At 33.1% G+C, this 22615-nt stretch carries 28 protein-coding genes; 27 read left to right on the top strand and 1 reads right to left on the bottom strand.

Annotated features, from left to right (window positions below):
- Positions 1 to 55 precede the first annotated feature (55 nt).
- From CIGNP103_RS02920 to CIGNP103_RS02900, 5 genes are all read left to right on the top strand, one after another.
- Positions 56 to 799: a phosphatidate cytidylyltransferase gene (locus CIGNP103_RS02920; RefSeq protein ID WP_086268557.1), complete on the top strand. Its 744-nt coding sequence runs from the start codon at positions 56 to 58 to the stop codon at positions 797 to 799.
- A complete protein-coding gene (gene dxr / locus CIGNP103_RS02915) occupies positions 796 to 1887 on the top strand; it encodes a 1-deoxy-D-xylulose-5-phosphate reductoisomerase (protein ID WP_086268556.1) in 1092 nt (363 codons plus the stop codon). The genes CIGNP103_RS02920 and dxr overlap by 4 nt, the downstream gene beginning before the upstream one ends.
- 65 nt (positions 1888 to 1952) lie before the next feature.
- Positions 1953 to 3236, top strand: coding sequence for a M99 family carboxypeptidase catalytic domain-containing protein (locus CIGNP103_RS02910; RefSeq protein ID WP_086268636.1), 1284 nt, complete (start codon positions 1953 to 1955; stop codon positions 3234 to 3236).
- Positions 3233 to 4237, top strand: a complete 1005-nt coding sequence (tsaD, locus tag CIGNP103_RS02905) for a tRNA (adenosine(37)-N6)-threonylcarbamoyltransferase complex transferase subunit TsaD (protein WP_086268555.1) — start codon at positions 3233 to 3235, stop codon at positions 4235 to 4237. The genes CIGNP103_RS02910 and tsaD overlap by 4 nt, the downstream gene beginning before the upstream one ends.
- Positions 4238 to 4249: 12 nt before the next feature.
- Positions 4250 to 6625 carry a tetratricopeptide repeat protein gene (locus CIGNP103_RS02900; RefSeq protein ID WP_086268554.1) on the top strand — a complete coding sequence of 792 codons (2376 nt, stop codon included), beginning with the start codon at positions 4250 to 4252 and terminating at the stop codon, positions 6623 to 6625.
- Here CIGNP103_RS02900 and miaA read toward each other — a convergent pair.
- The gene (gene miaA, locus CIGNP103_RS02895; RefSeq protein WP_086268553.1) at positions 6608 to 7495 is read right to left on the bottom strand and encodes a tRNA (adenosine(37)-N6)-dimethylallyltransferase MiaA; all 888 of its coding nucleotides are present in this window, start codon (positions 7493 to 7495) and stop codon (positions 6608 to 6610) included. The two genes, CIGNP103_RS02900 and miaA, sit on opposite strands and share 18 nt — an antisense overlap.
- A gap of 118 nt (positions 7496 to 7613) precedes the next feature.
- Between miaA and mqnP the strand changes: the two genes are divergently transcribed.
- The 22 genes from mqnP (at position 7614) to hsrA (ending at position 22587) form a co-directional block, all read left to right on the top strand.
- Entirely contained in the window at positions 7614 to 8483 is an 870-nt protein-coding gene (gene mqnP, locus CIGNP103_RS02890; protein WP_086268552.1) for a menaquinone biosynthesis prenyltransferase MqnP, read from the top strand.
- A complete protein-coding gene (locus tag CIGNP103_RS02885; RefSeq protein ID WP_086268551.1) occupies positions 8477 to 8983 on the top strand; it encodes a hypothetical protein in 507 nt (168 codons plus the stop codon). Before mqnP ends, CIGNP103_RS02885 begins: the two co-directional genes overlap by 7 nt.
- Complete coding sequence (locus CIGNP103_RS02880) at positions 8973 to 9500, top strand: DUF6115 domain-containing protein (protein ID WP_086227240.1); 528 nt, start codon at positions 8973 to 8975, stop codon at positions 9498 to 9500. The genes CIGNP103_RS02885 and CIGNP103_RS02880 overlap by 11 nt, the downstream gene beginning before the upstream one ends.
- Complete coding sequence (gene moaA, locus CIGNP103_RS02875) at positions 9500 to 10471, top strand: GTP 3',8-cyclase MoaA (protein WP_086268550.1); 972 nt, start codon at positions 9500 to 9502, stop codon at positions 10469 to 10471. The genes CIGNP103_RS02880 and moaA overlap by 1 nt, the downstream gene beginning before the upstream one ends.
- A gap of 1 nt (position 10472) precedes the next feature.
- Positions 10473 to 11198 (top strand): 7-carboxy-7-deazaguanine synthase QueE, encoded by a 726-nt coding sequence (locus CIGNP103_RS02870; protein WP_086225434.1) that lies wholly within the window; start codon positions 10473 to 10475, stop codon positions 11196 to 11198.
- Positions 11199 to 11201: 3 nt separating this feature from the next.
- Entirely contained in the window at positions 11202 to 11783 is a 582-nt protein-coding gene (locus CIGNP103_RS02865; protein WP_086268549.1) for a 6-pyruvoyl trahydropterin synthase family protein, read from the top strand.
- Complete coding sequence (locus tag CIGNP103_RS02860; RefSeq protein WP_086225348.1) at positions 11783 to 11962, top strand: hypothetical protein; 180 nt, start codon at positions 11783 to 11785, stop codon at positions 11960 to 11962. Before CIGNP103_RS02865 ends, CIGNP103_RS02860 begins: the two co-directional genes overlap by 1 nt.
- Positions 11959 to 12366: a hypothetical protein gene (locus CIGNP103_RS02855; protein WP_086268548.1), complete on the top strand. Its 408-nt coding sequence runs from the start codon at positions 11959 to 11961 to the stop codon at positions 12364 to 12366. Before CIGNP103_RS02860 ends, CIGNP103_RS02855 begins: the two co-directional genes overlap by 4 nt.
- Positions 12363 to 13019 (top strand): 16S rRNA (uracil(1498)-N(3))-methyltransferase, encoded by a 657-nt coding sequence (locus CIGNP103_RS02850; protein ID WP_086268547.1) that lies wholly within the window; start codon positions 12363 to 12365, stop codon positions 13017 to 13019. Before CIGNP103_RS02855 ends, CIGNP103_RS02850 begins: the two co-directional genes overlap by 4 nt.
- A gap of 24 nt (positions 13020 to 13043) precedes the next feature.
- Positions 13044 to 13352, top strand: coding sequence for an MFS transporter (locus CIGNP103_RS02845; protein ID WP_141082227.1), 309 nt, complete (start codon positions 13044 to 13046; stop codon positions 13350 to 13352).
- The gene (gene polA, locus CIGNP103_RS02840) at positions 13330 to 15954 is read left to right on the top strand and encodes a DNA polymerase I (RefSeq protein ID WP_086268545.1); all 2625 of its coding nucleotides are present in this window, start codon (positions 13330 to 13332) and stop codon (positions 15952 to 15954) included. Before CIGNP103_RS02845 ends, polA begins: the two co-directional genes overlap by 23 nt.
- 69 nt (positions 15955 to 16023) lie before the next feature.
- Positions 16024 to 16794: a flagellar motor stator protein MotA gene (gene motA, locus CIGNP103_RS02835; RefSeq protein WP_086241497.1), complete on the top strand. Its 771-nt coding sequence runs from the start codon at positions 16024 to 16026 to the stop codon at positions 16792 to 16794.
- Between the two features lie 8 nt (positions 16795 to 16802).
- Positions 16803 to 17519, top strand: a complete 717-nt coding sequence (motB, locus tag CIGNP103_RS02830) for a flagellar motor protein MotB (RefSeq protein WP_086228289.1) — start codon at positions 16803 to 16805, stop codon at positions 17517 to 17519.
- A gap of 82 nt (positions 17520 to 17601) precedes the next feature.
- Positions 17602 to 17886 carry a 4Fe-4S dicluster domain-containing protein gene (locus tag CIGNP103_RS02825; RefSeq protein WP_086241499.1) on the top strand — a complete coding sequence of 95 codons (285 nt, stop codon included), beginning with the start codon at positions 17602 to 17604 and terminating at the stop codon, positions 17884 to 17886.
- Between the two features lie 89 nt (positions 17887 to 17975).
- Positions 17976 to 18389, top strand: a complete 414-nt coding sequence (gene ndk / locus CIGNP103_RS02820) for a nucleoside-diphosphate kinase (protein ID WP_086227234.1) — start codon at positions 17976 to 17978, stop codon at positions 18387 to 18389.
- Positions 18390 to 18399: 10 nt separating this feature from the next.
- Positions 18400 to 18765: a hypothetical protein gene (locus tag CIGNP103_RS02815; RefSeq protein WP_086225357.1), complete on the top strand. Its 366-nt coding sequence runs from the start codon at positions 18400 to 18402 to the stop codon at positions 18763 to 18765.
- A gap of 1 nt (position 18766) precedes the next feature.
- Positions 18767 to 18913, top strand: a complete 147-nt coding sequence (gene rpmF, locus CIGNP103_RS02810; RefSeq protein WP_086225358.1) for a 50S ribosomal protein L32 — start codon at positions 18767 to 18769, stop codon at positions 18911 to 18913.
- Positions 18914 to 18921: 8 nt separating this feature from the next.
- On the top strand, positions 18922 to 19914 hold the full coding sequence (plsX, locus tag CIGNP103_RS02805; RefSeq protein ID WP_086268544.1) for a phosphate acyltransferase PlsX: 993 nt from the start codon (positions 18922 to 18924) through the stop codon (positions 19912 to 19914).
- The gene (locus CIGNP103_RS02800; protein WP_086268543.1) at positions 19911 to 20897 is read left to right on the top strand and encodes a beta-ketoacyl-ACP synthase III; all 987 of its coding nucleotides are present in this window, start codon (positions 19911 to 19913) and stop codon (positions 20895 to 20897) included. The genes plsX and CIGNP103_RS02800 overlap by 4 nt, the downstream gene beginning before the upstream one ends.
- Before the next feature lie 5 nt (positions 20898 to 20902).
- Positions 20903 to 21520: a glycerol-3-phosphate 1-O-acyltransferase PlsY gene (gene plsY / locus CIGNP103_RS02795; RefSeq protein ID WP_086229424.1), complete on the top strand. Its 618-nt coding sequence runs from the start codon at positions 20903 to 20905 to the stop codon at positions 21518 to 21520.
- Positions 21517 to 21834, top strand: a complete 318-nt coding sequence (locus CIGNP103_RS02790) for a dihydroneopterin aldolase (RefSeq protein ID WP_086227228.1) — start codon at positions 21517 to 21519, stop codon at positions 21832 to 21834. Before plsY ends, CIGNP103_RS02790 begins: the two co-directional genes overlap by 4 nt.
- 81 nt (positions 21835 to 21915) lie before the next feature.
- Positions 21916 to 22587, top strand: a complete 672-nt coding sequence (gene hsrA, locus CIGNP103_RS02785) for a homeostatic response regulator transcription factor HsrA (protein WP_086225363.1) — start codon at positions 21916 to 21918, stop codon at positions 22585 to 22587.
- Positions 22588 to 22615 lie beyond the last annotated feature (28 nt).

Below are 22615 nucleotides of genomic sequence, written 5' to 3'. Positions count from 1 at the left end.
ATTTGGTTAAATTTTAGCTAAATTTGGGTAAAATCACAGCTTTTAAGGATTGTTTATGAAAAAGAGAATTTTTGTTGGGGTCGCTTTGTTTGCGGCGTTTTTGGCAGTTGTGGTGCTAGATATTTTTTGGCTAAATTTTGCTATTTTTGGCATACTTTTGGCTATTGCTGTGCTAGAGAGTCTAAAGCTTTATGGACTTAAGGAAAAGTCGCTTGCAGTGATTGCAGTGGCGTTTTTTACACTACTACCTTTTATTGGTGGAATTCAAGATATTTTTAAGATAATACTTCTAAATTTGATTGTAGTAGCTAGTGTTTTAGCATATACTAAAAATGAGAATTTAAAGATAATTTTGCCATTTATATATCCAACTGCACCAATGTTTATGCTCTTTGCAATTTATCAAAGTTATGGAATTGCAGCACTATTTTGGCTTATTTTTAGCGTGGTGGCTAGTGATAGTGGGGCCTATTTTATAGGAAAATTTTTTGGCAAAAGAAATTTTAGTGCTTCAAGCCCAAATAAGACTCTTGAAGGTGTTGTAGGCGGATTTGTGATTGGGTCTGTATTTGGTGTGGCTGCTGGGTTATTTTTGATGGATATAGACTTTTTAATTGTTATTTTATGTTCAGTTAGTGTGGTAATTTTTGGGATATTTGGAGATCTATTTGAGAGTTATTTAAAGCGTTTGGCTGGGGTAAAAGATAGTGGCGTGATACTTGGCGAACAAGGTGGAATTTTAGATAGAATGGATGGATATTTGTTTGGTGTTTTAGCTATGTATATGGTGCTTATATGATAGTACTTGGCAGTAGTGGGAGCATAGGGCTAAATGCTTTAAACTTAGCTAGGGAAAATGGCTTACAGATAGATGCTTTAGCGTGTAAAAGTAGTGTGGCGACCTTAAATTCACAGATAGAAGAATTTGCCCCAAAATTAGTATATATAGATGATGATAGCCTAAAATCTCAAATCAATCACAAATTTGTCTTTAGTAAAAAAGATGGAATAGAGAAATTCTTAAAAGCCTGTGATGAACAAAGTCATGGCTCAAAACTTATAAATGCTTTTGTAGGATTTGATGGATTAGTGCCTAGTGTGATGGCTTTAAAGTTGGGATTTGATCTGGCTTTGGCAAATAAAGAGAGTCTTGTAGCTGGTGGGCAATTCTTGGATTGTTCAAAGATTACGCCAATTGATAGTGAGCATTTTGGGCTTAAATTTATGTTAAAGGATCGCCCAAAAATTCATAGATTGATAATCACAGCTAGCGGTGGAGCCTTCTATAATCGTGAGATTTCGGCATTAGCAGGTGCTAGCGTAGAAGATGCTCTAAAACACCCAAATTGGAGTATGGGAGCTAAGATTACCATTGATAGTGCTACGATGGTAAATAAGCTATTTGAGATTGTGGAGGCGTTTTGGCTATATGGTTGCCAAAATATAGACGCTTATATAGAGAGAAAATCCCTAATTCACGCATTGATTGAATTCCAAGATGGATCTAGCACGGCTCACATATCAAAGCCTGATATGAGACTTGCTATAGCCCACGCCATAGGCCTTGGCGAGCAAAGAGTGATTGAAAATTTAGATATTAAGTTGTTACAAAATATCACCCTTGAGCCAATTAATTTAGATAGATACAAGGCATTTAGCTTAAAAGATGAATTATTACAAAATCCACAAATCGGCGCTATTATCAATGCTGCTAATGATGAGATTGTGGCTGGATTTTTGGGTAAAAGAGTGAATTTTATCTCTATTAGTGATGCGATTTTTGATGCTTTGGATAAATTTGGTAGTTTTAAACTAGATAGCTTAGAGTCTGTAATCGAGATAAATCAAAAAGTAAGAGAGTATATAAAACATAGATATATTAGTTAAATTTTATCAATTTTTAACAAAAAATTATTAAAATATGAGAAATTAAAGGAATTATATTGCGTAAAATTATTGCATTTTTAACTATTGTTATATTTGCTAGTTATGCTTATGGCGAGTTTTCTTTAATAAAACTTGGCATTGATAATAACAATACTGTACTTGTAACTGGCGGAATTCAAGGCGATGAACCAGGTGGATTTATGTCTGCTAATTTATTAGCTCGTGGATATGAGATTACATCAGGATCGCTATATGTAGTGCCAAATTTAAATATGCCAAGCATTATTAAAAAATCTCGTGGCATAAATGGAGATATGAATCGCAAATTTGATATACTTTCAGATAAAGACCCTGAAAAAGATATAGTAGAACAGATTAAATCTTTGGTTTTACAACCTAATATTACTATGCTTATAAATTTGCACGATGGAAGTGGTTTTTATCGTCCAAAATATATAAATAAAATGATGAATCCAAATCGCTGGGGAAATATTGCTATTATTGACCAAGCAACTCTGCCAGATGCTATATATGGCGATTTAGAAGCTACTGCAAATAAGGTAGTAAAAGAGTTAAATAAGCACCTTTTAGATCCAAAGCATAAGTACCATTTACGCAACACGCATACAGCCAAAGGTGATAAAGAGATGTTAAAGAGCCTTTCATATTTTGCGATAAAAAATGGTAAGGCAGCATATGCAAATGAAGCGAGTAAAACCTTGCCGGTGCACGAGAGAGTTTATTATCACTTAATTGCAGTAGAAGAGTATTTAAAGCTAGCTGGGATCGAATTTAAGCGTAAATTTGAGCTAACACCGCAAGGCGTTAAAAAGGCGCTTGATGAGGATTTATCTGTTTTAGTGTGCGGAAAGTTTATGTTTTATTCGCCAAAATCTCGCTTAGGTTATATTCCGCTTTCAAATGATGGCGAGCTAGAGTTTGATTGTGATAATGCTTTAGTTGCTCTTACTAAAAATAAAGATGAATATAATATCCATTATGGCAATAAGATTGTAACAAGATTTACGCCGGAGTTTTTTGAGTATTCAAATTTGATTAATGAAATTGAAATTCGCATAGATGAAGGAGAGCCTAAATTTGTAATTTTAGGACAAAAAATCAGTGTTAAAAATAGCTTTGAGATAATCAAAAGAGATGGGGTGAGAACTAATATAATAGGCTATGGCACAACCCCAGTAGATGAAAGCGGTATAAAAATTAGTAAAGATATGATAAAATCACGCTTTTCTATGGATAAAGATGAGTCAATTTATAGGGTTGAATTTTATGAAGAGACAGACTCAAAAGATAAATTTATTGGTATGATTTTGGTGGAGTTTGTAAAGTGATTTTAGGGATTGAGAGTAGTTGTGATGATAGTTCAGTAGCACTTTTGGGTTTAGATTTAGAGCTAAAATATCATAAAAAAATTAGCCAAGAATTAGAACATAGCAAATATGGCGGTGTTGTGCCTGAGCTAGCTGCAAGACTTCATACTGCAGCATTACCAAATTTGATTAAAGAGATTCAGCCATATTTTAAGGATATTAAAGCAATTGCAGTAACAAATCAACCCGGTCTTAGTGTAAGTCTTGTTGGTGGAGTAAGTGTAGCAAAAGCACTTGCTATTGGATTAAATTTACCATTAATTGAGGTAAACCACCTAGTAGGACATATTTTTTCGCTATTTTTAGAAGAATCTGAACAGCTGCCTCTTGGTGTTTTATTAGTTAGTGGCGGTCATACTATGATTTTATATGTTGATGAAAATGGAGATATTACCACACTAGCTTCGACTAGCGATGATAGCTTTGGCGAGAGTTTTGATAAGGTTGCTAAAATGATGGGACTAGGTTATCCTGGCGGAGTGGCAATTGAGAATTTAGCTAAACAATCAAATAGTCATAGATATAAATTTACTATTCCATTAAAGGGTGATAAAAGATTAGAATATAGCTTTTCAGGGCTTAAAAATCAAGTTAGATTAGAAATAGAAAAGAGTGTAGCAAATAACAGCCAAGATATTGATTTTGCCGATATCGCAGCTGGATTTGAAAGGGCTGCATGTGAACATATTATAGATAAGCTTAATAGGATTTGTATAGAATATAAATTTAAAAATCTAGGCGTAGTAGGCGGAGCAAGCGCAAATATATATCTACGCAGTATGCTTCTTAAGTTGTGTGATAAATTTGATATAAATTTACTAGTAGCACCAATGGAATTTTGTAGTGATAATGCTGCTATGATAGCAAGAGCTGGATTGGCAAAATTTAAAAAAAATAAATTTACTCAATCAAAAGAGCTAAAAATTAGCCCTCGTTCAAGCTTAGGCTCAATTTACTTGTGATATAATAAGCATATGAGATGTGTAATTTTTTTCCTATTTTTTTGTGTTAGTTTGCATGCTTTTACATTAAGTATAAATGCTGGTAAGTATCATAGTGATTCATACTATATAATCCATCTTCAAGATGATAAGGAGATAATTTGCGAAGAACGCAATAATGAAGAGAATAAAGTATATAGTTGTAAGGTTTTTGCTAAATTTGAAAAGAATTTAAAAAATCAAGATCTACCATTTGCTAGAATTAGTTTCCATCCTGTAAGCGATGGATTTACAGTGGTTATTCAGCCCAAAATGGCCTCTAGAATCTTTAATGCAAGTAATAAACTATTTGATTCGCATAATGCTAAAGCTGATAAAGATAGCCATTCAAAACATTTTACTATTAATATAAATAAACACCTTAATGAATTAGATACTAGCTATATTAATGGGATAAATTTTCCTATAAAATATCCAAATTTAATACATCCAAGCGTAGGTGCTTTAGATTTAAATAAAGAACCAATTACTTATAACGAAAATGGCGATATGGGTATATATCTCTCGATTAAAAAGAGCTATGAGCGTAAAGGTTATAGAGAGGTTATTTTTGAGAGTCAAAAAGCGATGAATATGCACCCAGATAGTATATTCTTAGGAGAGTTTTTGCTATATCAAATTCGTGCTATGGATAAGCTAGTAATCCAAGAAGCAGAGTATCAATCTACTCAAAAAATTAATCAAACTATTATAGATTCAGCCAAATTATGGATGAGATTTAATGGTTCTGATAGAAATTATCCTGAGGTTTTATACATCAATATGATGGCACATTTAAATAGCGATTTGCGTGAAGATGCAGAGTATATACTAGATATGTTAATGACTGAATATAGTGAAGATCAATGGACCAAGCGAGCAATTATGGGTTATGCTGATTATTTAGTAGCCCAAGGCAAACTAGGCGATGGAATGAGATTTTATGAAGATGTTTTATATAGCTCAAATGATCCAGATATTGCTAGTGAAGCCTCGCTAAAGCTAGTTAAAATTTATCTTTCGCAGCAAAGATTTACTGAAGCAGCGCATTATATCGATAGAGTTGTTACGGCAAATTCAAAATATATTTTAGATAATAAAGATTATAGTATAGAGGTTGCTGATGAATTACGTGCTAATGGTCTATTTGATACAGCCTCCAAGCTTTATAGAGTGATATTTGAAGATTCAACTTTACATGATGGACATTATGAAATTAGCCTTCGTCGCTTAAGTACTACACTAGTTCGTGGAAGCGACCCTGTGAGCGCTCATGAATATTTAAAAAGATATAAAAAAGAGTATCCTGATAATGAATTTACTAGTGAAATAGATAAAGCTATAGATGCTCTATTTTTTGATTTGCCAAATACAAGCAGCGAAGAAAAACACGCTCACTATGCTGATTTGCTAGAGCGTTATCCTGGACAAGATTTAGCTAAAATGGCTCTTAAGGCTGAAGTTGATTTAAGCTTTAAAGAGAAAAAATATGGCGATATTTTAAAATTGCGTGGTCTTATAGCTGATTTAAATGAGAGTAAGGTTGCTGATGTAATGAATGCTGCAGCATTAAATTTAGCCAATGACCGCAATCAAAACTCAGATTGTATAGATCTTATAGCTTTAATAGATGAATATGGATTAGAAGATAAAATTTCTGATAAACTAAAATTATTTAACTGCTATGATAGAATGAGGCGCTATACTCAAGCATATAATTTGGCCGAACAACATCTTAATGAGCCAAATTTAAATAATCGTGTTGTTTGGTTAAATAATTTTACTAAAATAAATTATAAAATTACTCGTTATACTAATGCTATCGATACTAGCTTTAAGGCTGTTGAGCTAGCTAGCAAAGTGCCATATAGTGATCCAAGTGAGGCGATTATATATAGATTTTATTCACTTTTAAAGCTTAATAGATTTGATGAGGCTATATCTGCGCTTAAAACCTTAGATGGGAAAAGAGGTATTGATTTGATGTTGATTGAGGCTTATGATACTGCTATGCATTATGCTAATCAACAAGGAAATCAAATCGCAGTAGATTATGCTATAAAAGTGTTAAATTTACAAAAAAAGCTAAATATCAATACATTTAGCCCAGAAGCAAATTTTATATATATAGATAGTTTAGTTGCAAGGTCAAAACTTCAAGAGGCAAAAAATGAGCTTGAGGAGCTTTTTGCGCTAAATTTAAAACCGCATAACCGTGCTAGAGCCTTGCACGAAATAGCTCAAATTGAAATTTCGCAAAATAATTTAAAAGAAGCAGCTAAATATATAAATGAATGCTTAGAGATTGCAGGTGATAGCCAGTGGCGTGGGCTTTGCGCTGAGCAAAAGTTATTAGTTGATGGAATTTAGCGATTTGATTTGAGTTAAAACCACACTTAAATCTAGATTTTTTCCATCAAGTTTTATACTATCAAAGCCTTTATTAAATGTTCTTTGACGTTTAGCTAGCTGAGTGGTATGAATAATTATTAGATTTTCTAGTTCATTTAGATTAATCTTGCCATTTAAATACTCTTTACACTCTTTTAGACCAATGGAATTAAGCGGTTTTAAAGAGTTATTATAGTGTTTAAATAGATACTCAGCCTCATCTATTAGGCCATTTTGTAGCATATTTTTGGTGCGGATTTTTATGCGTTCTATTAGTTCTATTTTATCCCAAACTAATTCAAAAATTGGTAAGTTTTTAATCACCGGTTGACTTGTGTTATCTCGTAGCCATTGCGATGGAATGGCACTAGTTTGGGTGTAAATTTGATACCATTTGTGTAGGCGAAATTTATCATTTTTGCTAAATTTAGAGCAAAATTCGCTATCAATTTTTACTGCTAAATTCCAAATTTCATCATCACTTATATCTATTTTGATTGGCTTTGTTTTAGGCGCTAGACCACTTAGCATAGCTTTTAGATAAAACCCACTTCCACCAGTAATTATTAATGGAATATCTAGATTTTTTGCATATGCTAAAGCTTGCTTATATTCAGCGATAAAATCCCCTACGCAAAACTCATCATTAGGACTAGCTATATCAATTCCAAAATGCTTAACAAGAGCTAATTCATCGCTACTTGGCTTAGCACTAGCGATATTAATTTCTTTATATATGCATAATGAATCAAGACTTAAAATCACTCCATCAAGCTCTCTTGCAACCTTAATAGCTAAGTCGCTTTTTCCACTTGCAGTAGTGCCAATAATTGCAAATTCATAAAACATTTTACACTCTTTATTTTTGTGTATTTTATCTAAACCATCACCTTAAATTGCTTAAAATAGCTATTTATCAATCAAAATTTAGATAAATTTTGCTAAAATAATAACTTAAAGGAAAAATATGGCGAAATTTATACAAATTTTAAAAGATATTAATGAATTAATTGTATTTAAACATTCTGTTTTTGCCTTGCCATTTATCTTTGTAGCGATGATTGTGGCTTCAAAAAGTGCAAATGGTTCGGTTTGGTTTGGTTTTGAATTGTTGATCTTGGGGTTATTTTGTGCAGTTAGTGCCAGAAATTTTGCTATGGGAGCAAATCGTTATCTAGATAGAGATATTGACAAAGATAATCCACGTTGCGCTTCTCGTCCAAGTGTAGATGGTAGAATTGGCAGTAAAAATTTATTAATCTTTATTTGGCTAAACGCATTAATTTTTGTAGTTGTAGCATATTTTATAAATTCACTTGCATTTTGGTTAAGCTTTCCGATTTTAGCAATTCTAGGAGCATATTCGTACTTTAAAAGATTTTCTAGCCTTGCACATGTAGTTCTTGGGATATGTCTTGGGCTCTCACCAATTGCTGGGGCTATTGCAGTGCTTGCTGATATACCTTTGTGGGTAATTTTGTTATCTTGTGGGGTTGTCTTTTGGGTGGCCGGATTTGATATTTTATACTCTTTGCAAGATATGGATTATGATAAAAAAATGGGATTATTTAGTATTCCTAGTATTTATGGGGCGCAGGCTTCGATGTTTATTTGCGCTCTTTTTCATTTTCTTACAATACTTTTTTGGCTACTTTTTGCTATTAGTGCAAAGCTTGGAATAATAGGATTTATAGGTGTAGCAGTTAGTGGAATTATTTTATATTTTGAACATAGAATTGTTAGACGAGATTTTAGTAAGATCGATAGAGCATTTTTTACTTTAAATGGCTATTTAGGGATTATATTTTTTATCTTTGTATTGGTGAGTTTATGGTAGATTTTAGATTGATTAGTAGTAGGGTTGAGATTGAGTTTGAACCTGATATGGATGGGGCGCACGAGAGTGAGTTTAATCAAAGTAGGAGCAATATCGATGAGTGGCTAAGCATCGAGATGGCTAGGGGTGAAGGTGAGAATAGCGATCCGCTAACTATAAAGCTTTTAGTTGAACTATATAAAAAAGTAGAAGAGTTATCAAATATCATTAAAAATCAGCACACTCCACCAAAGCCACTTAAATTTTGCCTTGTTACTAGTAAAATCGGATATGAGGGATTTGAATTTGATAAAGATTGTTTAGAAATTGGGACTAGTTATTTTGCTAGGGTAAATTTGCCATTATTTATCAAGCGTGAAGTTATGGTATATTTTAAAGCAATTACGCCAAAGTGTGCTAAGATTTTAAAAATTTCAAGAGGTAATGAGCGTGAGTGGAACGCTTTTGTAGCTGAGAGCGAGAGATTAGAGATAAGGAAGGTTAAAAATAGTGAGCAATGAGTTATTACTTTATGTAGCCTTTGTGCTATTATTAGGTGTGTTTGGAGCGATATTTTGGCTAAGAGATAAGCAAGTAAATCTAAAATTTGCTAAATTTGAATTGGCAATAGAGGGTCTAATAAAAGAGAATTATCAGCTCAAAAAACAACTAACAGAATTAGCACAAACTCCGCCACCAGTGCTACAAAATCCAGTTGATATGAGTCAGATAGAGCATCAAATTGATATTAAAATTAGCGAAGGATTAAGTCATAAAATCGCTCCAATAATAGAAAATGTTCGCATAATAGAACAATCTGTAAATGAGATAAAAGATGATCAATTAGATAGATTATACAACCTTGAAGAACGAACTAAAAGTATAAGCAAAATTACACCGCCAAGTTTTGAAGTAAGCAATGAGAGCAAGGTAGTTGAGATGTATAGGGCTGGAAAAAGTCCTGAGATGATTGCTAAAGATCTTCAACTAGGCGTAGGACAAGTTACGATGATTTTGAAATTTAAAAAAGAGATGTAATGCTAGTTGATAAATTTGGTCGAGTGATTGATTATTTAAGAATTTCTGTAACTGAGCTATGTAATTTTAAATGTAGATATTGTATGCCAGAAGATAATCAATTTAATAACATTGGTAGGGATAATATCTTAAGCTACGAAGAGATGTTTGAATTTGTTAAAATTTGCCTTGATAATGGAGTAAAAAAGGTTAGACTCACAGGTGGTGAGCCGCTAGTAAGAAAAGATATTCAAAAATTTGTTAAAATGATAAATGATTATAAGCCAGGTCTTGATTTGGCGATGACGACAAATGGATATTATTTAAAGCAAAAAGCTAAAGAGTTAAGGGAGGCTGGATTAAAAAGATTAAATATATCGCTTGATACTTTAGATGCTAAAAAGGCCAATTTTCTAGCTAGAAAGGAAGTTTTAAGCTATGTTTTAGCTGGAATTGATGAGGCAGTAAATGAAGGATTTGTAATAAAGCTAAATACTGTTGCTTTGCGTGGAGTAAATGATGGAGAGTTAATAGAACTTTTAGAGTTTGCAAAAAGCAAAAATGCTCAAATTCGTTATATCGAATTTATGGAAAATACCCACGCTGCTAGTGATTTAAAGGGACTTAAAAAGGATGATATTTTAGAAATATTATCTAAAAAGTATAGCATAAAAGAGATTACAAAAAGCCCAAACAGCCCTTCAAGCCTATTTGTAACCAGCGATGGGTATAAATTTGGAATAATTGATCCACATAAGCATGATTTTTGTGCTAGTTGTAACCGCTTACGCCTAAGTGCTGATGGGCTTTTAATTCCATGTTTATACTATGAAGATGGTCAAAGCATAAAAGAAGCTATGAGAGCTAGAGATTATACAAAAGCTAGAGAGATTTTAAAAGCTGTCTTAGATGCAAAACCTGAGAAGAATAAATGGGAAAATGACGGTAAAGGCGAGATCTCAAGTAGGGCATTTTATCAAACTGGTGGATAATATGGTTGAGATTGTTGAGTATTTTAGTTCGATTCAGGGCGAGGGAAAATTTCAAGGTAAAAATGCATTTTTTATCCGTCTTGGTGGATGTAATCTTAAATGTGTTGGGTTTGGTTGTTCTCTTCGCTCACCAAAAACTGGAGAGATGTTATTAGGGTGTGATACTATTAGAGCCGCACAATCATCACATTTTGAGTATGAAAAATTTGACTCTCAGCGTTTAATTAGCTTACTTCTTGGGTTAAAACATAAACCTTTAATCATTATCACTGGTGGCGAGCCGCTTATCTATTATAGCGACCGTGATTTGCTTAAGTTTCTTGAATATGCTATTAGTGTGGGATTTAGCGTACAGTTTGAGACAAATGGAACAATTGATGTTGATTTTGCTAAATTTCCAATATATAAAAAATGCACTTTTGCTGTAAGTGTAAAATTAGCCCTAAGTGGTGAACCAGCCCATAAAAGAATTAATAAAAAAGCGTTAAAATCACTATTTAGCAATGCTAGTTGTTTTTATAAATTTGTAACTACTGGTGAGCAGATTGATGAAATTAAAGAAATTTTAGCTTTACAAAATGGCGAGGTTTGGTGTATGCCTTTAGCAAGAGACCAAAATGAGCTAGAATACAACGCTAAAAATGTAGTAAATTTATGTATAGAAAATGGATTTAATTATAGCGATAGATTGCATATTCGAATTTGGAATGATTTAAATGGAGTTTAATGTATGATAATTAGAAAAATTTATGATTTTGAAAATGCACATATCGTAAGATTTTGTAGTTCTAAGCGTTGCAAGGAGAGTATCCATGGTCATAGCTATAGATGTGAGGTGTTATTAAAGTCTGATTATCTTGATGCTGCTGGAATGGTGTATGATTTTGGGCTTATGAAACAGCACATTAGAATGATTATTGATAGTTTTGATCACACGACCACATTATATGCAAAAGATAGCGATGAGTATAAAAATGATATGAAAAAGCATTCTAAACGCTGGATAGAGCTTCCATATAACCCAAGTGCTGAACATTTTAGCCGTATATTTTTTGTATTAATTGATAAGCTACTTAGTCAGTGTGTTATGCAAAATGGTGAAAAAGGTGTAGAGCTTTATAGTATTATTGTGCATGAAACAGCTACTGGTTATGCACAGTGTTTTAGAGAGGATGCATATAGCACAAAAATGGGGCTTATAAATTTAGATGAGATAATCTTTAGCGATGAGATTAAAAATGAGTGGAATGATTTTGATTTTTACGAACATCTTAAAAATGGCAATAAATTTATAAATCCAAAGGAGTGTTAATGAGAAAATTATCCTTGATAATTTTATTAATTGTTAGCTTTTGTGGTTGTGAGGATAAAGCATCACAAACTAATAAAAATGACGCTATAGAAATTCCGCCACCAGATGTGCCAATTGCTAAAAGTGATGGTAATGCAACAATTGATAGCGATTTCCCTCCAATGCCGGTAGCAGAATGATTGAGACATATGCGCTTAGTGCTAGCTTGCACCTTGGGTTTATAAAGATACTTTTAGCTTTGCTTGTAGTTCATCTAGGGCTTGTGTTTATCGGTGATACAGCTAAATTTGGTTATATTAAAAGACTTATGCTTTTCTTACCGACTTATTATGTTTTTATGGCATTTATATTTTTTACTGGAATGCTAAATTTGGCTATTTTACACTTTAGTATGAGTTTATCGATTTGGGTAATGATTGTATGCTGGATAGGATTAATTCCGCTTGGTGCGATTGGGTTTAAGCGGTTAAAAGCAGTAAGGGTTAATAAGGAATTTGGTAAATTTAAGACATTTATGGCTATAAAAATATTTTGTGAAATAGCTATTGTTGGATTTGGGACATTTATTGGAATTGTATTATGAAATTTATATATCATGCTGGTGCTGGAAGCGAGAATATAGATATTGATGGCGATAGCTTTAGCCATTTAAAAGCTCTTAGATTGACTCAAGGTAAAAGAGTAGATATAAGAAATTTAAAAGATGGATATAGCTATATTTATGAGATTATTAGTATGGATAGAAGGCGAGCTAGCTTGGAATTAGTGTTTAAATCATTAATCCCTTTTGTAGAGCATAAATTTGAGCTAGCGTGGGCGGTAGTTGATCCTAGCGTAATAGAAAAGAGCTTGCCAAGTCTAAACGAGCTTGGTGTAGGGCGTTTAAATTTAGTATATTGTGAGTTTTCTCAGCGAAATATTAAGATAAATTTAGAGCGATTAGAGCGGATTTTAATTAGTAGTTCTCAGCAGTGCGGTAGGAATTCTATTATGGAGATTGTGGTTTTTAATAGTATTGATGAGCTTTTAGCTTATAAAAGCGATTTAGCGCTTATTGATTTTGGTGGGGCGAGTTTATCTGGATATGAGGGCAAAGAGATGCTTTTTATCGGGCCAGAAGGTGGATTTAGTCAAAATGAAAGAGATAAAATAAGAATTAAATTTGCTCTAAATTCTCCATATATACTTCGTTCAAATAGTGCCATTATCGGCGTTGCTAGTAAGATTTTGATATAGATTATGGAAGTTATAGTAATTTTAATGATATGTTTAGCGCGTGCAATTATATGTGCGTTACCTGGATTTATTCTTGGATTTTTTTATGATTTGCAAGAGCGTAAAAAGTATATATTTTTAGCTTGTGCTTTTATGTTTAGTTTATATTTAGCATTTACAAGGCCTGAAGGGATAGATTTTTGGGGAATTTTAATTGGATTTATAGAGGATTTTGGCGGAATTTATATAGGGGCTTTTATATTTATAGGACTTAGAAATATGGCTAAAAAATTCGGCCTTTGTAAGATTTGTGATAAATTTAGGAGAAAGCGTGAAAACTCTAACAATAATTGATACTTTTGGATTCTTTTTTCGTCTATATTATGCTATGAGTGGTTTGAAAAATAAAGATGGCAAACCAAGCGGAATGATACATGGATTTGCTAATTTTATAGCAAATTTAAAGCAAGAATTTCATAGTGATTATATTGTTTTTGCTCTTGATAGCGGAGGTAAAACTTTTAGAAATGATATAGATCCAAATTATAAAGCTAATCGCTCAGAAGCTCCAAAGGAGCTAAAAGAACAGCTTCCAATATGTATTGATATGATTGAGAGAATGGGCTTATGTAGCCTAAGAGTTGAAGGATATGAGGCTGATGATATTATTGCAAGTTTTATAAAAAATAATCCACAAGATGATTTATTAATTAAAGTAGTTACTCATGATAAGGATCTATATCAGTTAATCAATGATAGAGTAAGCATTTATAGTCCGGCTAAAAAGGAGTTATATGATAGGGATGGTTGTTATGAAAAATATGGCATATATCCTGAGCAGGTTAGAGATTTTTTAGCATTAACTGGTGATAGTGCCGATAATATCCCAGGTGTTAAGGGTATTGGAGATAAAGGAGCTAAAAAGCTCTTAGATGAGTTTGGAACTATTGAGAATTTGTATGAGAATTTAAATCAAGTCAGAAATGAGCGAACTAAAAATTTGCTTTTTGAGGGCAAAGAGAGTGCTTTTATATCTAAGAGACTCGCAAGTTTATATGATGGGCTTAAAACACCTGATTTACAAAATGCCAAATTTCCTCAACACAATCCACTTATAAATATACAAGATATTCTAAAAGAGTACTCATTAAATCGCCTTTTAGCTAATCTTAGAAGTGATGAGCCAGTAAAGGAGCTAAGTTTTGAGCCGGTTTTGATTACTGATGAGTATGAGCTAGAAAGGATTTTAGGGGGTATTAGTAGTGATACGCTAATTGCTTTTGATACTGAAACAACTAGCATAGAGGCTAGAGAAGCTAAAATTGTAGGATTTAGCTTTTGTTTTAATGAACAAAAGAGTTACTATGTTCCTATAAATCATAGCTATCTTGGTGTACCTAATATGGTTAGCTATAAAGTGGCAGCTTGGGCAATTGAGCAGATTTTTTCAGCTTTTGTAATTGGGCAGAATTTAAAATATGATTTTAAAATTATACTAAATAATTTTGGCATAAAACCACCGAAAAATTATGCTGATACGATGATAATGGCATGGCTAGATAATCCAAGTACAAGTGTAGGAATGGATGCGCTAGCTAAAAAACTTTATGATTATGATACGATTAAATTTGAAAGCATTGTAAAAAAGGGTGAAACCTTTGCTAGTGTAGAACTAGAGAGCGCAGCAAAATATGCAGCTGAAGATGCGTGGATAACGCTTAGATTTTATAACAGTTTTTGTAAGAAACTTGAGCCTAATATGCTAAAAATTGCAAAAGAGATTGAATTTGATTTTATATTAACTTTACTTGATATGGAAGATAATGGAATTAAAGTAAATCAATCTAAGCTTAGGGAATTAATTGATAAAAATAATATCCAGTTAGAGAGCTTAAAGGTTCAAATTTATGAGCTATGTGGAATAAAATTTAATATAAACTCTACTAAACAGTTAGGTGAAGTGCTGTTTGATGAACTAAAGCTTCCTAGCAAAAAAAAGACAAAAACTGGTTATAGCACCGATGAGAGTGTGCTTAGTGAGTTAGTAGAGCTTCATCCATGTGTCGCTAAAATCTTAGAGTATAGAGAGCTTTATAAGCTACAAAGTACATATTGTGAGCCGATTTTAAATTTAGCCCAAAAGGATGTTGATAGCAGGGTTTATACCAGTTTTATTCATACTGGTACAGCAACTGGTAGGTTAGCTAGCAAAAATCCAAATTTGCAAAATATCCCAGCTCGTGGAAGTTATGCTAAGCCGTTTAGAGCAGTATTTGAAGCAAAAGATGGTTATAGTCTTTTAAGTCTTGATTACTCCCAAATTGAGCTTAGATTGCTAGCGCATTTTAGTAAGGATGTAGCACTTGTAGAGGCATTTAAAAGTGGTAAAGATATTCATGCTCAATCAGCTATAAATATCTTTGGTGAGTCAAATGAGCAAAATAGAGCAATTGCAAAATCTATAAATTTTGGATTAATATATGGTATGGGAGTGAATAAACTTAGTGCTAATTTAGATATTGACAAAAAGGCAGCTAAAGAGTATATTACTAGATATTTTAATGCATTTAGTAGCGTTCAAGATTATCTTCAAAGTATAAAAGATAGTGCCAAAAGAGATGGATTTGTAGAGACTTTACTTAGTAGGCGTAGGTATTTTGATTTTTCTAATGCCTCAGCTATGCAGGTTGCAATGTATGAAAGAGAAGCAGTAAATAGCAAATTTCAAGGCAGTGCTGCAGATATTATTAAGCTTGCAATGCTTAAAATTCGCCCAATGTTAGGCGATGCAAAGATGTTGCTTCAAATTCATGATGAGTTGATTTTTGAAGTTAGTGATGATATGGCACAGGAGTTTGGAGCACAAGTGGCTAATGTTATGAGCAGTGTTGTAAATTTAAATGTTCCATTGGTTGTGAACTATAATATAGCAAAAAATTGGGCTAATCTAAAGTAATTTGGTAAAATTCAGTTAAATTTTTGTTAAATTATGTAATAATTAAGTAATTTTTAAAATGGGGTCTTTATGGATATTTCTACTATTTTAGGGATGGTTTTTTCCATCGCAAGTATCTCGGTTGGAGATATTTTAGAAGGTGGTAATCCTTTGCATGTTTTGCATCTTAGTTCTGTACTCATTGTTATACCTACAGCGATGTTCTCATCTATGACTGCTACAAACAAAAAATATATCAAGGCTACTTTTCAAGAGCTAAAGATTGTATTTAAAGGCTCTGGTGTAGATATGAGTGCCAGGATTACAGAGCTAGTAGAGTATAGTACGCTAGCTAGAAAAAATGGAATTTTGTCTTTAGAACAAAAGGCTATGGCGGTTGAAGATGAATTTTTGCAAACCGGGCTTAATATGTTAGTTGATGGTCAACCTATAAATGAAGTCAAAGAGCATCTAGAGTTATCTATTCAGACAACTGAAGAATATTATCACGAGTGTGCGCATTATTGGATTAGAACTGGTGAGAGCTGTCCGACATTTGGACTAGTTGGGGCGGTTATGGGTCTTATGCTTGCATTACAACTACTTGATAATCCTGCTGCGATGGCTGCTGGTATTGCTTCGGCATTTACAGCGACTGTTACTGGTATTATGGGTTCGTATGCTATTTTTGCTCCGTGGGGTAATAAAATGCTAAACAATGCAAAAGACATCATAAAAGAAAAAGAGATGATCCTAGAAGCGTTAATCGGTATTGCTGAAGGAGCAAATCCAAGAAGCTTGGAAGCAAAATTATTTAACTTCCTAGATAAAAATGAACCAAGAAATTCACAATTTAACTAAGGTAGAATATGGCAAAGAAGAAAAAAGCACAAGAGTGTCCAGCAGGTGAGAAATGGGCTGTTCCATATGCGGATTTTCTCTCTTTGCTTTTGGCACTTTTTATTGCACTTTATGCGATTTCAGCAATCAATAAAGCCAAAATAGAGGCATTAAAGACTGAATTTATAAAGATTTTTGATTTTCCTGATACTCACTCATTAAAAGATACTAAAAAACCATCAAGAAGTGATAAGGAATTTGATAGTCCTAGTATTACAATGCAAGTACAAAATGATGCGCCAACAAATGTAAATGTAAATAATGAAAGATATAAAGTTACACTAGATCAAGCAGAAAATCAAGTGGCGATTGATTTACCAGCAAACATTAAATTTGATCATCAAAGTTCAAAAATTTATAATCCAGATGTAATAAACTTTATCAATATTCTATCTATGATTATAAATAAAATTCCAGCTTCTGTAGCTGTGGATATTAGAGGTTATGCTGATGATTTTGGCGATTATGCTGCTGATTATAGGCTAGGAATCGAGCGTGCTTATAGTGTGTTTGCAATGCTGGCAAACAACGGTGTAGATACTAAAAGAATGCGTATAACATCATTTGGTGATAGTGTAAATATTATAAATAGTGATTTAAAAATTGCTAAAATATATTTTAAGATTGATGTTAAAGATAAAGCGCTTCAAAAATCAGTTTTAGATATACTTAGTGAGCTTAAATAAAAATCATTATCATTTTATATTAAGTTATATATAAGTTTAAATTTGATAACCTACGGGTTAAATTTAATTTAAGGAGTATAAAATGGCAGTAAAAATTACTGATATATGCATTAGTTGCGGTTCTTGTATTGATGAGTGTCCAGTTGGCGCAATTGTGGATGACGTAGATAATCCAACTGGTGAAGATACTTATTATGTTTATGCTGATAAATGTGTTGAATGCGTAGGTCATAATGATGAACCAGCCTGTGCTAACGCCTGTCCAACTGATGGATGTATTGTATGGAGTGATATAGTAGAAGGTCAGCCAAGCAGAGACGATATTGGTGCCAATTTAAGAGATGGTAGAAACCCTGTAGTAGCTTAATCTAACTATAATTAAAAAAGATTACTATTTTTTTAAGCTTAGTTTTGATATAATCACGATTTTTAAAACCTGATTAATAGGAGATCGATATGGAACAAACTCTATCAATAATTAAACCAGATGCGACAAAAAAGGGCGTAATCGGTAAAATTATCGATAGATTCGAAAGCAATGGGCTTAGAATCGCAGCAGCTAAAAAAGTACAATTAAGCGTTGAAGATGCTAAAAAATTTTATGAGGTACATGCTAGTAGGCCATTTTACAATGATTTAGTCGAATTTATGACTAGTGGCCCAGTGGTAGTAATGGTGCTTGAAGGTCAAAATGCAGTGCTTAAAAATAGAGAATTAATGGGCGCTACAAATCCTAAAGAAGCTGCGCCAGGAACTATTAGAGCTGATTTCGCTGAGAGCATTGATGCAAACGCAGTCCATGGTAGCGATAGTTTAGAAAATGCTAAAATTGAGATTGCATTTTTCTTTGCTAGTAGAGAGATCTGCTAAGGTTATTTAATTGAAAATTCGCTTTGATAAGCTAACTACTACACCAGTTAATTTTGAAAGTAGTATTGATGGAGTTAAATTTAGCGGTAGTATTAAAAAAACTACTCTAAATTTAGCCAAGTGCAGCGGTAGATTAATCGGTGAATTAGAGCATATTTGTGATAGTTGTGGCACTGATATAGTTTTAAGCCTAGATGAAGAATTAAATCTAATTTTAAGCGATGGTATCTATAAAGATAGTGATAATGAGCTAAGCAATACCATAGAATTTTTTGGTGGTATAATAGATACAGATGAGATCTTAATTGGTGAGTTAGAGGCCTTTAAAAGCGATTATTTTTATTGTGATAAGTGTAAAATTTTAGAAGGAGAGTAAAATGGCAGTACCTAAGCGTAGAGTGAGTCATACAAGAGCTGCAAAGCGTAGAACCCACTATAAAGTTACATTACCAATGCCGGTAAAAGATAAAGACGGCAGCTGGAAAATGCCTCACCGTGTAAATAGAACAACTGGCGAGTACTAATATAAACGATGATTAAAATAGCAATTGACGCTATGGGCGGGGATTTTGGTGCTGAGCCAATTATAGCTGGAGTTATTGAAGCTTTAAAACAAAGAGAGTTTCAAGCTTATTTAGTCGGTGATGAGAGTAAGCTAAAATCCCTTATTCCACATAAATACTCTAAATTTATTACTTTTGTTCAATCTAGCGAAGTGTTTGCTATGGATGAGAGTGCTACTGATGCGCTAAAATGTAAAGAAAGTACGATATTTAAAGCTGTCGAGCTGGTTCGTAGTGGAGATTGTAAAGCAGTAGTATCAGCCGGTCATAGTGGTGCTAGTATGAGTTTAGCAACTTTACGTCTTGGACGAGTAAAGGGTATTAGTAGGCCAGCAATTGCTACTTTAATGCCTACAACACAGGCTAATCAAAAAACATTGGTCTTAGATGTTGGTGCAAATGTTGATTGTAAGGTAGAAAATTTATTTGAATTTGCTATTATGGGCTATGCTTATGCTAAAGAGATTATGAGGATTGATAATCCTAGAATTGGTCTACTTAGCAACGGTGAAGAGGATTGCAAAGGTAATGAAATTACAAAAGATGCATTTGAAATGCTTAAAAAACTCGATAGTTTCATCGGAAATGTAGAGGGTAATCAAATTTTTGATGGAAGTGTTGATGTTATCATCTGCGATGGATTTGTTGGTAATATTTTATTAAAAACCAGCGAAGGTGTTGCTAGTGCAATTACTAAAATTATCAAACAAAGTGTTAAAAAATCACCACTTGCAATTTTAGGTGCGATTTTGATGAAGAGTGTATTTAGAGGACTTAAGAACCAGATTGATTATGATGAATATGGTGGCGCACCACTTCTTGGTGTAAAAGATTGTGTAATCATCAGCCATGGTAAATCAAGTTCAAAAGCTATTAAAAATGCAATATTCCAAGCTCTTAAATTCTCAGAATCTAACATAAATGAGGTTATTTCAAATGAGCTTACAAAGTTTGCAAAATGACTAAAGCTTCGTTAATTTCAATTGGTGCTTATGCTCCTAAAGATATTCTTACAAATTATGATTTAGAAAAGATAGTTGATACTAGCGATGAATGGATAACTAAGCGTACTGGAATTAAAGAGCGTCGTATCGCTAAGGATGAATTTACAAGCGACTTAGGTTATAGGGCGGCTTTGCAAGCTTTGGAGCGCTCAGGATTAGATAAGAGTGATATCGATGCTGTAATATGTGCTACTATTACACCAGACTATTTTTGCATGCCTTCAACTGCTTGCGTGATCGCAAATAAACTAGGCCTAAAAGATGTAACAGCCTTTGATATTAGTGCGGCTTGTACAGGATTTATCTATCTTTTAGAGTTAGCTAAATCTATGATTGAAAGCAGTGCTAAGAGAAATATTTTAATTATTGGAGCTGAGAAAACTAGTGCGATTATGGACTGGAGTGATCGTAGTATTTGTGTGCTTTTTGGTGATGGAGCAGGTGCAGCCGTAGTTAGCGCAAGAGATAACAATCCAATTTTAGATGTACATACTTCAAGCGATGGAAGCAAAGGTGAGCTATTAATAACTCCGGGTTGCGCTATTGTAAATCCTGCAAATAAGGATACTATAGAAAATCGACTAAATTTTATGAAAATGTCTGGTAACGATGTTTTTAAAATCGCCGTAAATACTCTAACAAAAGATGTGGTTAATATTTTAGAGAAAAACCAAATTCCATCAGATAATATAGATCTTTTTATCCCGCATCAAGCAAATTTAAGAATTATAGAGGCCGTAAAACAAAGATTAAATTTTAGTGATTCTCAATGTGTTGTAACTGTGCAAAAGTATGGTAATACTAGCTCAGCATCTATTCCTATGGCGATGAATGATGCCTATGAAAGCGGCAGACTTAAAAATGGCTCATTGGTATTACTTGATGCTTTTGGCGGTGGATTTACTTGGGGTTCAGCGCTTCTTTATTTTGGTGGAAAGTAGTTGATATGAATGAGAATTTAATAGCCTATTTAGTTGCTTATTTAATTGGCGCAGTGCCTTTTGGTTTACTTTTTGGCTTACTTTTTGGTGGAATAAATATTAAAAAAAGTGGCAGTAAGAGTATTGGTGCTACAAATGTGTTAAGAGTAATTAAACAAAGCAATCCTTCGCTTGCTAAAAAACTTGCTATTTTAACTGTTGTGTTTGATGCGCTTAAGGGTGTAATACCTATTTTGGTTGGTAAATTTATATTTGAACTTGACATAGCTACTCTTTGGGCGATGGGAGTTTTAGCTGTTGTAGGTCATTGTTTTTCACCATATTTGATGTTTGAAGGTGGTAAGGGAATTGCTACTGGAGCTGGTGTTTTGGCGTGTTTTTTACCATTTGAGTTGATTATTGCTGTTATTGTATGGTTTATTGCTGGTAAAGTGCTTAAGATTTCTAGTTTAGCTTCACTTATAGCGCTTCTTGCAATGGTTGTATCATCATTTATATTCCACTATGATATACCTGAAATTAACACGCATGCGCCAATTTTAATTATTGCATTCATCGTAGTTTATAAGCATATGCCAAATATTAAACGCCTATTAAGTGGTTCTGAGGGCAAGGTTATTTGATTAGTGTTTTTGTTGATAGCCTTGAGTTTGATACAATAATTGGTCTTTTAGATTTTGAACGAGTCGAAGCTCAAAGAGTTTGTATTGATATGGAATTTAGCGCTGATGAATTTATAGATTATGCTAAGGTCTGTGAAGTTACACAAAGTGAATTTAAAGAGCAAAAATTTTATAAAATAGAGGATGCACTAGAGTATTTTTCCATTAAATTCAAAGAAAACTACCCAAGTCTAAATAGTTTTTATATGAAAATTTCCAAAACTCAAATTATTAAAAATGCTACTGTAGGTGCAAAAATAATAAAGAATTATTAAAAATTGTTTAAATTTTCTTGAATTTTGGCTTAAATTTTGCTATAATCTCGCATTAAATTTTTTACTTTTAAGGAAAAGCTAATGAGAATTTTGATAGTAGAGGATGAGACTACGCTAGGCAAAACTATAGCCGAAGGTTTGCAAGAGTTTGGCTACCAAACAGATAATTCTGAAAATTTTAATGATGCAGAATATTTTATTGGTATTCGCAATTATGATCTTGTGCTTAGTGATCTTATGCTTCCAGATGGTGATGGAATTGATTTAATTAATGTTATCAAACAAAAATCTCCACGCACATCTGTAGTGATTATTTCAGCAAAAGATGATAAAGAAAGTGAAATAAAAGCTTTTAGAGCTGGTGCTGATGATTATATTAAAAAGCCATTTGATTTTGATATTTTAGTTGCTAGACTTGAGGCTAGACTTCGCTTTGGTGGTACAAATGTGATTAAAATTGATGATTTAACAATTGATCCAGATGAAGAAAAGATTACATATCAAGGCACAGAAATTGAATTAAAAGGTAAGCCATTTGAGGTTTTAACTCATCTAGCACGCCATAGCGACCAGATTGTAAGCAAAGAACAACTTTTAGATGCTATCTGGGAGGAGCCTGAGCTAGTTACGCCAAATGTAATTGAAGTTGCTATTAATCAAATTCGCCAAAAAATGGATAAACCACTTAATATTTCCACAATTGAAACAGTAAGACGCCGTGGATATAGATTTTGCTTCCCCAAAAAAGCTTAAGGGCTAAATTTGCCTTACAATTAGCATC

This window comes from Campylobacter sp. P0103, assembly GCF_002139545.1.
GTDB lineage: Bacteria > Campylobacterota > Campylobacteria > Campylobacterales > Campylobacteraceae > Campylobacter > Campylobacter devanensis.
Note: the sequence above shows the minus strand (reverse complement) of the source record. Positions and strands in the feature narration are given on the sequence as shown.